The 12,131-nt window shown below is 43.7% G+C and carries 10 protein-coding genes; 4 read left to right on the forward strand and 6 right to left on the reverse strand.

Features of this window, described 5'->3' with window-relative positions; all coding sequences use genetic code 11:
• Nucleotide 1 precedes the first annotated feature (1 nt).
• The 3 genes from RJ01_RS07870 to rlmF all read left to right on the forward strand — a co-directional run bounded on the left by RJ01_RS07870 (nt 2) and on the right by rlmF (nt 4,318).
• Nucleotides 2-985: a cell division protein ZipA C-terminal FtsZ-binding domain-containing protein gene (locus tag RJ01_RS07870; RefSeq protein WP_034170649.1), complete on the forward strand. Its 984-nt coding sequence runs from the start codon at nt 2-4 to the stop codon at nt 983-985.
• Between the two features lie 96 nt (nt 986-1,081).
• Nucleotides 1,082-3,118 (forward strand): NAD-dependent DNA ligase LigA, encoded by a 2,037-nt coding sequence (ligA, locus tag RJ01_RS07875; protein WP_034170650.1) that lies wholly within the window; start codon nt 1,082-1,084, stop codon nt 3,116-3,118.
• Nucleotides 3,119-3,343: 225 nt separating this feature from the next.
• A complete protein-coding gene (rlmF, locus tag RJ01_RS07880; RefSeq protein ID WP_034170651.1) occupies nt 3,344-4,318 on the forward strand; it encodes a 23S rRNA (adenine(1618)-N(6))-methyltransferase RlmF in 975 nt (324 codons plus the stop codon).
• Between the two features lie 120 nt (nt 4,319-4,438).
• On the opposite strand, the gene RJ01_RS07885 is transcribed toward rlmF, so the two are convergent.
• The gene (locus RJ01_RS07885; RefSeq protein WP_034170652.1) at nt 4,439-5,506 is read right to left on the reverse strand and encodes an aldehyde reductase; all 1,068 of its coding nucleotides are present in this window, start codon (nt 5,504-5,506) and stop codon (nt 4,439-4,441) included.
• 338 nt (nt 5,507-5,844) lie between these two features.
• On the opposite strand from RJ01_RS07885, the gene bfr reads away from it, so the two are divergent.
• On the forward strand, nt 5,845-6,309 hold the full coding sequence (bfr, locus tag RJ01_RS07890) for a bacterioferritin (protein ID WP_004783337.1): 465 nt from the start codon (nt 5,845-5,847) through the stop codon (nt 6,307-6,309).
• A gap of 53 nt (nt 6,310-6,362) precedes the next feature.
• Here bfr and RJ01_RS07895 read toward each other — a convergent pair whose 3' ends face one another.
• The 5 genes from RJ01_RS07895 to RJ01_RS07915 form a co-directional block, all read right to left on the reverse strand.
• Nucleotides 6,363-6,782, reverse strand: coding sequence for a biopolymer transporter ExbD (locus RJ01_RS07895; RefSeq protein ID WP_034170653.1), 420 nt, complete (start codon nt 6,780-6,782; stop codon nt 6,363-6,365).
• Nucleotides 6,783-6,802: 20 nt separating this feature from the next.
• Nucleotides 6,803-7,228 carry a biopolymer transporter ExbD gene (locus tag RJ01_RS07900; protein ID WP_005234255.1) on the reverse strand — a complete coding sequence of 142 codons (426 nt, stop codon included), beginning with the start codon at nt 7,226-7,228 and terminating at the stop codon, nt 6,803-6,805.
• 15 nt (nt 7,229-7,243) lie between these two features.
• Complete coding sequence (locus tag RJ01_RS07905; RefSeq protein WP_034170654.1) at nt 7,244-8,128, reverse strand: MotA/TolQ/ExbB proton channel family protein; 885 nt, start codon at nt 8,126-8,128, stop codon at nt 7,244-7,246.
• 39 nt (nt 8,129-8,167) lie between these two features.
• Entirely contained in the window at nt 8,168-8,872 is a 705-nt protein-coding gene (locus RJ01_RS07910) for an energy transducer TonB (protein WP_034170655.1), read from the reverse strand.
• Nucleotides 8,873-9,010: 138 nt separating this feature from the next.
• Nucleotides 9,011-11,671: a TonB-dependent receptor gene (locus RJ01_RS07915; protein ID WP_034170656.1), complete on the reverse strand. Its 2,661-nt coding sequence runs from the start codon at nt 11,669-11,671 to the stop codon at nt 9,011-9,013.
• Nucleotides 11,672-12,131 lie beyond the last annotated feature (460 nt).

The raw sequence follows: 12,131 nt of genomic DNA on the forward strand, positions 1-12,131 counted from the left end.
CATGGAAATCACCACAATTATCGGGATTGTTATTGCAATTGTGATTATGCTATTCGGCATAAGACTGATCTTGAAAAAACCTGCGGAGGCTGTACCGTCACTGGATGCGGATCTTCATATTGATCCTGACAGCCAGACTCCGGTTATTCCAAGACATGTACGATCTCAACTGTCTAAAACAGAAAGTCCGGCAGCTGCACGTGTTGAACCGAGTCTGAATGAAGAAGTGGTAGACAACATTGCACCTGAGACAGAACAACAAGAAGCAGTCAAAGTAGAGCCAACTTTGACTGAAACCGCCCAGCCAGAAACCAAAGCAGCAAGTCCGCTCGATACACAGGTGGTTGCAGAGGAAGCAGCCAAAACAGAAGAAAACACTACGTCAGCAGAACAAGAAAACAAGCCTGAAACAGTAGAAGCAGCAGAGCCTAAAGCCGCTGAATTTAGCCTGAATAGTAATATTGAAAAAGCTGAAATTTCTGACTTTAATGATGAAAGCAGTATTCTCGATGCACATCTCCATGAGCAAAAAATTGTGGATGAAGAATGTTCGCTGGCTAATGCTGAAACGATTATTTCATTGCATGTTTATCCACAAGGCCGTGCTCTTTCAGGCGAAAAAACCCTAAAAGTTTTACTGAAATATGGCCTGCGTTATGGTGAGTTGGCATGTTTCCATCGTTATAGTGAAGATGGCTCGAAACTGCTATTTTCGGTGTTGCGTATGGCGGATACCGGTATGGAAGGTTTTGACCTAGAAACTTTGTCGACTGAAGAAGTCAAAGGTCTGGCGTTCTTCTTGGCTTTACCGCATAGCGATGTACAGAATGCCTTCGATACCATGGACAGCATTTCACGTCTGATTGCGCGTGAAGTGGATGGTCTGGTCTATGATCAGAACCAGCAGGAAATGACCCCGCAATTACGTGAATTCTGGCGTCATCAGGCGATTGACTATCGTGCTGGACAGACTGCAGAAGTTTAATATTCCAATATTGAATCTGCAGAATCCGATTTTTATAATAGCGAAAAGCTGAATATTGTATAGGGCGGATTTTCCGCCCTTTTTTATGGTGAAATTATGACCCAAGATGCCACTGTCATTGCGCAAATGCGTCAATTGATTCAACTGCTTGCCAAGCATAATCATGCTTATTATGTGATGGATCAACCTACGATTGAAGACAGTGAATATGATCAGCTCTTTCATCAGCTCAAAGCTTTAGAAGAACAATATCCACATTTACAACAGCCAGACACACCGACAGTTAAAGTAGGCGGTCAGGCACTTTCCAAATTTCTGACCGTAACGCATGCGGTGCCAATGCTGTCTTTAGGCAACGTGTTTAATCAGGATGATCTGTTTGCTTTCGCACGCCGTATTGAAGAGCGTTTACCCAATCAAAAGATTGAATACGATGTTGAGCTGAAATTTGACGGTCTGGCAATTTCCCTCTGGTATGAACATGGCGTACTGGTTCGTGGTGTTACCCGTGGTGATGGGGAAACTGGCGAAGATATTACCCAGAATGTCAAAACCATCCGTAACCTGCCGAAATTTCTGTCTCCAGTGAATGGCGTGATTCCAGAATTACTGGAAGTGCGAGGCGAAGTGCTGATGCCGAAATCTGGCTTTGAACGCCTGAATGCAGCCAATGCTGCGAAAGGTGAAAAAACTTTTGCCAATCCACGTAATGCCGCGGCTGGCAGTTTACGCCAGCTTGATCCGAATATTGCAGCTTCTCGACCTTTGGCTTTCTATGCCTATGGGATTGCCCAGTGTGTACCGCATCATGGTCAAACCACGATGTCAGCCAGTCTGGAATGGCTACAGCAGTTTGGCTTTGCTGTTGGTGAGCGGCATTTTATCTGCAGTAGCATCCAGGAAGTGCAAAAAGTTTACGAGCAGATCATTGAAGAACGTTCAAAGCTTAGTGTCGAAATCGATGGTATGGTCATTAAGGTCAATGACCTTAAACAGCAACAAAAACTGGGTTTCTTGAGCCGTGAACCACGTTGGGCAACGGCTTATAAATTCCCGGCAATGGCTGCATTGACCACCGTTGAAAATATTGACTGGCAAGTGGGCCGTACCGGGACTCTAACGCCTGTGGCACGATTGAATCCGGTTGCTGTGGGCGGTGTAACCGTTTCTAATGTGACCCTACATAATATTGGTGAAATTCACCGTCTGGATGTAAGAATCGGGGATACCGTCAGTGTTTATCGTAGTGGTGACGTGATTCCTAAGGTTGAAAAAGTCTGGCCAGAATTCCGTCCTGCCAATGCGGTAGAAGTGCATTTACCTGAGAACTGTCCAGTCTGTGATTCTCCGGTGGTGATGCCAGAAGGTGAGGCCTTGGCACGCTGTTCAGGTGAACTGTATTGTGCAGCGCAGCGCATCGAGACCATCCGTCACTTTGTTTCACGTAAGGCCATGGATATCGAAGGTTTGGGCGATCGCTGGGTGGAGTCACTGTTACATCTCAATCTTTTGAAAGATGTGTCGGATATTTATCACTTGCATGAGCATCGTGAGCAATTACTGCAAATCGAAAAAATGGGTGAAAAGTCCGTTCAGAATCTCATTGATTCGATTGAAAACAGCAAGAAAACTACATTGGCAGCGTTTATTTATGCGCTCGGGATTCGTGGCGTAGGTGAAACGACAGCACGTATGCTGGCCAATACTTTCCAGACTCTCGACGCTTTACGTAGTGCTGATGTAGATGCTTTGAAGAAAACACCGGATGTTGGTGATATTACCGCAGAGTGGATTGTTGATTTCTTCCAGGCACCGCATAATCTGGAAGTATTGGATCGCTTGTTGGCTGCCGGTATTCATTGGGATGCGCCAATTGCACCAACGCGCCAACCACTGAATGGTGAAAGCTGGGTGGTGACGGGTACTTTAAGCTCTATGGGACGTGATGAAGCAACACAACTGTTGCAAGCCTTAGGTGCACGGGTCAGTGGCAGTGTCTCTAGCAAGACCAAATGTGTGGTGGCGGGTGAAAAAGCGGGTTCTAAGCTCGATAAAGCAAAAAAACTCGGTGTGCCCGTGATCAATGAAGCGCAATTTATTGCTTTGATGAAAGAGCATGGGCAAATCGAATAATAATCAGTTCTAAACAATGACTCAAATAAAAAAGACACCCAGGATGATGAATCTTAAGGTGTCTTTTTTATTGCTAATTCAAAACTATAGGTGAATGAGAGGGGAGGATAGACAAATACAAGGAAGGGTTCGGCAATGTAAGTTGAATTCACGTACAATAGATTCATTTGCAGGTATAGATCCTGCCTTATTGATTCTATTCTCCCGTTGATGATTGGCATACACATGGCGCAAGCAAAGAAATCTTTTCCGCAACAAAAATCGCAATTACATGCACGAAATCTGCATCGCAGTCGTTATGATTTTCCTGAGCTTATCAAAACTTGTCCGGAACTTGCTCCTTTTGTCAGCCCGAATCAATACAACGATCTTTCAGTCAACTTCTCTGATCCTCAAGCTGTGAAAATGCTCAATAAAGCATTGCTCAAGCATTTTTACGGCATTCAATGTTGGGATATTCCTCAAGATTATCTTTGCCCACCGATTCCGGGTAGAGCAGACTATATTCACTATTTGGCGGACTTGTTAAGTGATAGCAATAAAGGTCAGATTCCAACAGGGCGTGCAGTTCAGGTGTTAGATATTGGGATAGGTGCGAACTGTATTTATCCGATCATTGGGCATCGTAGTTATGGTTGGAAATTTGTCGGCTCAGACATTCATTCGGCATCGGTTAAAAGCGCTCAATTTATTGTGGAGGCAAATCCGAATCTCAGGAAGGGGATTCAGATTCGATTGCAGAAGACACCGAGCAATATCTTCAAAGGTGTGATTAAACCTTCAGATCGTTTTGATTTGACCCTGTGTAACCCACCATTTCATGCTTCACAAGATGAGGCAAATGCCACAGCAACGCAAAAATTACGCAAACTTGGCAAACCGGTTGATCGGTCTAAAGTGGTGTTAAACTTTGGTGGACAAAAGAACGAGCTGTGGTGTGACGGTGGAGAAGAACGCTTTGTTTGCCAAATGGTACGAGAGAGCACACAGTTTGCTGAGCAATGTCTTTGGTTTAGTACACTGGTTTCTAAGAAAACCACATTGCCTATGCTGTTAAATACCTTGCGTAAGTGCGGTGCAGTGGATGTAAAAACTATTAAAATGACGCAGGGGCAAAAAGAGAGTCGTTTTGTGGCTTGGACTTTTCTAGATACAAAGCAACAGCAAGCGTGGAAAAATGCGCGTTGGACTTCTGCTTAGCTTGTTTTTATGCAGGAATAGTGAGCTTGTGGGCGCATAAGTCGGTGTAGTAGCTCAAATTTAATCTGACAGACACCATAAAAAAACGGTCACTGTCAGATCAGGTTTGAGCGAGTACGGTTAAGGAATATATTTTTTCACCACACCATCATCCAGCAATTGCTGGAAATGTTCGACCAAGCTTTCTTTCACTGGACGATATTCCAGACCGAGTTCATCCTTACTTTTTTGGGCATTAAAGAAAATTGGATAACCCATATTGAGTTCAACAAATTTACGGCTAAAGCCTGCCAGAGGACCAAAAATCTTGAAGGCCGTTTTTGGCAACTGGTTGCGCGGAAACGGGAATTTAGGACCAAACGCTTCACGCAGGATTTTACCCATTTCTAGCAGGCTCAAAGTCTCACTACAGATAATATAACGGCCATGCGCTTCCGGATTAAATGCAGCACGGATATGGGCTTCCGCAACATCTTGAACATCCACCACACCATTCCACATTGGTGGAACACCCAGCAAGGTCATGCCATTGGCAAACTGTTGCAGAACTTCCACACTGCCTGATTGAGTATTAGGCGTTAAGGACTCCCCAAAGACCAGTGCCGGATTGATACAGATCAGGTCCCAGCGATCCTGCGCTTCCGCCATTTCCCAAGCTTTGCGTTCTGCCATGACTTTGGAATATGGATAAGGCTGATGGGTTTCTGAACTGGTGGTATTCCAGTGAGATTCATCAAAACTGGTGTGCTCGGTTTGCAAAATATCAATCGCATCGCCATACGTTGAGGCAATACTTGAGGTGACAATCACACGTTTGACAGATTCAGTTTTATTGACGCTATTCAGCACATTTTGCGTACCCAGAATTGCCGGTTCAATAATGTCTTTGAGAGCATCTTTATAATTGGTGACCACAAAAGGCGAGGCCATATGAAAGACAATTTCACAACCTTCCATGGCCGCATCAAAAGAACCGGGCTTGAGCAGGTTGGCTTCAAACAGCTTTAAGGTCCCCGGGCTGCTGTCTGCAATTTGTTCAAGGTGTGTATAACTCTGAGTTTTATTCAGATCGCGTACAGTGGCATGTACGGTATAACCCTGTTTTAAAAGTTTCTGGATCACCCAACTGGCGATATAGCCAGATGCGCCGGTGACCAGAACAGGTGCTGTGCTATGTTGTAATGTCATATTTAAACCGTTGTTGTTTTAACTTCTTTCATCGTAGGCATAATTATGCATGAACCAGGCCAAACAGGTGAGTCCAAGATAAAAATAAGCAACAAGATAAGTGCTTATTAATATTTACAAAAATTAACGTTTGAATATTCCAGCTTGCTAGAATGAATAAAAACGGAACGAAAAATGCAAGATGTTGTTTTATAAATGGGATTTGGCCGAACAGAGAGCGTAAATGCAAGTGCTTCTCATTTTAATTATATAAAAATCAGATATTTACCATAATTTTGCTTTTGCAAAACAAACATCTTTTCTCCATAATAGGATGATAAAAGCAGGGAGTAATTCAAATGCGCGGTAATCCAGAAGTCGTAGATTATTTAAATATGCTGATCGGTGGCGAACTGGCTGCTCGTGATCAATACCTGATTCACTCTCGTATGTATGAAGATTGGGGTCTGACGAAAATCTTTGAACGCATCGACCATGAAATGCAGGAAGAAGCACAGCATGCAGATGCCCTGATCCGTCGTGTCCTTTTTCTTGAAGGTACGCCAAATATGCAGCGTGATGACATCGAAGTTGGTGAAGATGTGGTGACCTGCCTGAAAGCTGACCTGAAGCTTGAGTATCATGTCCGTGAAAAGCTGGCTCAAGGGGTCAAACTTTGTGAAGAGAAGGGCGATTATGTGACCCGTGACATGCTGCGCCAGCAAATGTCGGATACGGAAGAAGATCATACTTACTGGTTAGAAAAACAGTTACGTTTGATCGAGCTGATTGGTCTACAAAACTATATCCAGTCACAAATGTAAGATATTGAATAATAAAAAACCCAGCAGATGCTGGGTTTTTTGATTCTATAGACTTAAGAATTGTTGTTACTGACAATTCCGATTTTTTTCACTTCCAGACGCTGAGCCGCAGCCATCACCATCGCGATATGCTTGTATTCAGTTGCACGATCAGCCTTGATTTTAATCTGATCCTGATTGGCTTTTTGCGCCACGGTCTTGAATAAGGCTTCTAGCGCTTGAGCATTGGCCACTGGCTGATCATTCCAGAAGATTTGGCCTTGAGCATTGAGACGTAAATTCACAATCTCTGGCGGTTTTTCCTCAGTTGGTGGTGGTGTACCATTCGGCAGGTTGATATTAATCGAATTATTCGGCAACGGAATAGTGATAATAAACATAATCAACAAGACCAGCATGACATCAATCAATGGTGTCATGTTGACGTCCAGCATTACATCATCATCCTGATTTGAGCCAACATTCATTCCCATAACTGGATTCTCCCTCAATCTTAAGGTGAAGCGGGCGGGGTCGTGACAAATGCAATCTTGCCAATACCTGCTTGCTGGGTAGTACTGATGACCTGATCAATCGCTTCAAAAGCTGTTCTTTGATCACCGCGAATATGCACCTCAGGCTGAGGACGTTTCTGGGCTTCTGCCTGTAAACGGGTCAGTAAAATTGCCTTGTCCGGAATATAGGATTCATTCCAGAAAATATCGCCATTTTTATTGACTGCCAGCTGGATATTTTCCGGCTTGGTTTCATACGGGACATTACGTTCTTCAGGCAGATCGACCGGTACGGTATGAATTGCAACCGGTACTGTAATCAGAAAGATAATCAGCAGTACCAGCATCACATCAACCAGAGGCGTGGTATTAATGGTACCAATGACCTCATCATCGCTGTCGTTTGAATTGACCATCATTCCCATGGTTGACCCCCATTTTTATTTTGTGTCGCGGTGAACAGGATTGTTTGAGCTGATTTCGCCGCTCAGTAGTACAGCATGCAGGTCAGAACCGAAGGTACGAACTTCTTCCATTACAGCTTTATTACGGCGAGTTAACCAGTTGTAACCAAGTACTGCCGGAACTGCCACAGCCAGACCGATTGCAGTCATGATCAGTGCTTCACCGACCGGACCAGCAACTTTATCGATTGATGCCTGTCCTGAAATACCAATTGCAGTCAAGGCATGGTAAATGCCCCAAACGGTACCAAACAGACCTACGAAAGGTGCTGTAGAACCTACAGTTGCAAGGAAGGCCAGACCACCACTCAGATGGCTTTGAATCTTGTCGACTGCGCGTGAAATAGAAATCGTAACCCAGGTATTAAAGTCGATACGCTCTAGTAAAGTACCGCCATGGTTTTTGGTTGACTTGATGCCTTTTTCAGCGATAAAACGATATACGCTGGCTTCATCCAGATTTTGCGCTGCATTATCCAAAGAAGAAGATTCCCAGAACTGATGCTCTGCTTCTTTGGCTTGTTTGCGAATCTTGCCTTGTTGCAAGCACTTGGTGATCATGATGTACCAGGTACCGATCGACATGATCACCAGAATGAACAGGGTCACTTTAGACACCATGTCGCCTTCTTTCCACATGGCTTCCAGACCATAAGGGTTGCTGGCAGGTTTTTCAGCTGCAGCAGGTGCTGGCGGTGTAGACTCAGCGACAGTCGCAGGAGTTGGGGTTGCCGTTTCAGTGACTGTCGTTGCAGGTGTAGGGGATTCTTCAGCAAATACGGTTTGCAAAGGGAGTAAAGTACTTGCCGCAATGACACTTGCAGCAGTGATATTTTTTAAAATGTGTCGTGCGTTTTTCATAATGAATCTCCTCATTTTGTTTTTAATCTGTTGTCTGGATCAGTCCAAGATAAATTCGTAGGGAATGTCGTACCAAGATTCTTGTGGTTCACCATTTTTCATTGCAGGTTTGAAGGTACATAAGCTGAAAGCCTTAGACGCTGCACGGTCGAGTGAACGACTGCCACTGGATTTTTTTACTTTGGCCTCTTTCACTTTGCCGTCGGTATTCACAAAGACAGAGATCAGCACATTACCTTGCTCTTCATTCATTAATGCATCGCGCGGGTAATCTGGACGCTTACAGCCAGCTTCGCCTTGAGATACACCACGTGTAACGCCAGTTGGTTGCGGTGGAGCAGCAGGCGCTGCTGCAACAACTGGGGCTGGTGCAGCCACCGGACTTGGGGATGGTGTTGCTGCAGCTACAGGTGTTGGTTCTGCAACCGGTTGAGTGACTGTTGGTGTAGGCTGTGTTTTCTGTACTGGAACCACTTTTTCTACCGGTTTAACCTCAGGAACCTGTGCCACTTTCTCTACTATTTTTGGTGGCTCAGGTGGGGTTTCTTTAGGTGGCTCTGGTTCTGGTGGTTTAATATCCTGAATAATCATCAATTCAACCGGTTCTTCTGATGGTTTGATGATGTCTTTTGCCATACCTGCCATTAGCACCAGGCCCACCAGGATATGCAAGAAAATCACGACACCAATTCCAGTCAATTTTTTGGCGGAGCTTTTTTCTATGTTTTCAAACGTTGTGCTCATCATGACTCCTGGAATTTAAGACAAACAAGAAATAACGGATTCTTTAAAAATGCATGCAGATGTATTATTTTTTGTTTGGCTAAATATATGATTCAGTCCGTTCACACCGCTTGGCAGCAGTGTGAACGGCAAAGTGAATTAGAAGAATTTGTAAGTACCGCGTAAGAAGTAGGTACGGCCAGTCGGGTCGCCATGACGAGGATCATAGCCATATTGAGCATTGTTGGTTGCATCAGAAGCTGGCGGTTCTTTATCGAACATGTTACGGATCCCCGCTGTCAGCTCCAGGTTTTTGAATCCGGTATAAGTGCCTGCAAAGTTATAAAGTGTATAAGCTTCTACATCACGTTCTTCAGAAAAGTCTTCATAACCATGGATATATTGCTGTTCCAACATCATTTTCCAGTTTTCAAAAGACCAGTTCACATTGGCAATATGTTTCCAGCGAACTACAGCCGGGTCATCATAGATGCCAACCAAACCTTTCCATTCACCACCTGGTTCTTCTTGTTCATCCATTTTAATGACATAGGTACCATCAATTCCGAAACCGAAGCGGCCGGTTGAAGTCAGTGGGCTCAAATAGTTCAGGCTAAGGTCTATCCCTTCAGTTTTTAAGCCACCCATATTCTGTAAGGTCGTATTTAAATACTGAATACGACCATCTGGTGCATAAACAATCAGGTTGCCATAGCGATCAAGGTCATTAAAAATATCGTTAGGGGTAACTGAGCTAACTAAGCCTTCAATATCGATATTGTAGTAATCTGCGGTGAATACCAGATTCTTGATTGGCTCGTAGACAAAACCGGCAGTATAAGAAGTTGACTCTTCAGGTTGTAAGTCCGGGTTACCGCCTTGTTTACGCTTGAACTGCATACCACATTGGTCTGCAAATTGGGTGCTGGTCGGTTGACCGTTAGCATCACAAAAACGTGGGTTGTTGAAAGAAGTGCTGGTAAAGGTCTCACTTTGTAAGGAGTTGATTTCCCACATACTCGGCGCACGGAATCCGGTACTATAAGAAGTACGGAACATTAACTCTTTAACTGGTTCCCAGCGTAGGGATACTTTTGGATTGAAGGTATCACCGAAGTCACTATAGTCATCATAACGTGCCGCAAGTTGAGCTTCTAAACTTGGCAAGATCGGGACGTGTAATTCAGTAAATACCGCAGTAATATCACGATCACCTGAACTTGACGGTTTGTTTGGATCAATACCCGAACCTGGAACCTGGCGAACAAGATCGGCATTCACCCTGGCTTCCCAGTCTTGAGTGGTATAGCTACCACCCAAGGCAAATCCAACTTCACCTGCAGGCAATTCATAGATTGGACGGCTGACGGTGAAATCTATCGTGGTAGAATCCAGACTTGCCATATTTGTTGGGCCTGCTACGTCAAAAGTAGACCATTTCCCAGCATCTGCAGCGGCCTGAGGACCAAATGGGTTTAAGGTGCCATCGTTGAGTGCAGCTTGAACCAAGCTTTGATTCAGATAGCCACTGACGAAATTATCAGTTGCCTCACTTTTGGCATAAGTAATGCCACCATTGATATCCCAACCGTATGCTTCACCTTCAATCCCTGCAAAGAAGCGGTTTGATTCATTCTCCGATTGAGAAACACGGTTACCCGATTGTGAACGTAAATAAAGAGTTGCTCTTGGATCTACCAGACCAGCGATGTCTGGCGTAATGCCGTTGCCTGGATAATATTTGCTGGTATTTGGAATAGAAAGACTACCTCCCCATACATCAGGTGCAATCGAGGTTTTTACTTTACTTTCAGTATAAATATATTCAGCAACCGCATTTAATGAATCGTTTAATTTGAAGGTACCTTTAGCTAGAGCTGAAAAGGTTTCTTCTTCTGGAGTAATACCAATCAAGGCTTGTGTGTTTAATAGACAGCGTGTACCAGACACAAACATGTTTGGCGCATTATTACAGTTTTGATTGATATAAGGGTTAACCACACCTACACCTGAATCTAGCAGGTTGGCAGGAAAGCCGGCACTTGAACCGATCGCCATGTTCAACTCGGGAATTAAACCGCCACGACGGCTGACTTTACGGTCTTTTGCCATGATCATATCAGAAGTACGGTAGTCCACTACACCATAGACATTGAAGCTCTGTTCATCGAGATCACCATACCCCCCGAAGATGGACACATCATACTTGTCGCCGTTTTTTTCTTCAGGTGCCTGCAAACCGCCAGATACGCCAAAACCTTCATATTCCTTTTTGATGATAAAGTTAATTACCCCTGCGATCGCATCCGCACCATACACTGCAGAAGCACCATCACGCAGAATCTCAATACGCTCTACCATAGCCAGAGGAATAATATTCAGGTTAACTTCTGCTGTACTGAAAGGGCTATTCGCTAAACGACGGCCATTTAAGAGTATTAGGGTCTTATCAGTACCAATCCCACGCAGGTTGGCAGAAGAGCCTGAGGTATTACTTTTCCCAATATTTTGTGAGACTGCGAAACCAGCCTGGTTGGCACTGACTTTATTAAGAGCTTCTTCGACCGTAGTCACCCCCTGATTAACCAGGTCAGCAACTTTAATCACCGTAATCGGTGACGCACTTTGTGCAGCAACCCCCTTGATTGATGAACCCGTCACTGTCACTTTCTGAACTTTAGTTGGCTGTTCAGCAGATGCAGCTTCTTCGGCATGGGCCAGCGGCAGACACATCATACTTAAGCTGAGTGCGCTTAACTTGAGTAGTCTTTTGCTGACGGTTGGAGCCCCCATAGATCCGACCAATTTATTTTTTTTCATCGTAAATTTCACCCTTTTGTTATGTGAAGTAGTGCTGGGTTGATCTAAGCAAGGCGAATGCCAACTTATAAAATTTTATATTTTTATATTTTTAAGTAATTGAAAAATATTGATTTAATTGAATTAGGTTTGAATTTATCGAGCGATATTGAAGAAAAATTAAGAAGTCTGTGTATCGAATCTGAAGAAAGAAGGAAGTGAGACCCCTGTGAAAGCAATAAATAAATATTTAATGAATAAGAAAGTAGTCCAAAAATGAGAGGGAAATTGAATAAAGTTTAATCATGGTGCATAATTTTTACATAAAATATACAATATTTTTTTAAAATAAAATATTTATAATACAAGTGCTTGTGTTTATTTATTGTTTACCTAAAGGTATACAATAGTGCAATAAGATGAAACAGGGCTGAGTTATTTTTGTGCGAAATGAACTTTAGTGAGAATTTTAAGGATAAAA

The sequence above is a fragment of the Acinetobacter sp. YZS-X1-1 genome, assembly GCF_000804305.1.
In the GTDB taxonomy this organism is placed as follows: domain Bacteria; phylum Pseudomonadota; class Gammaproteobacteria; order Pseudomonadales; family Moraxellaceae; genus Acinetobacter; species Acinetobacter variabilis.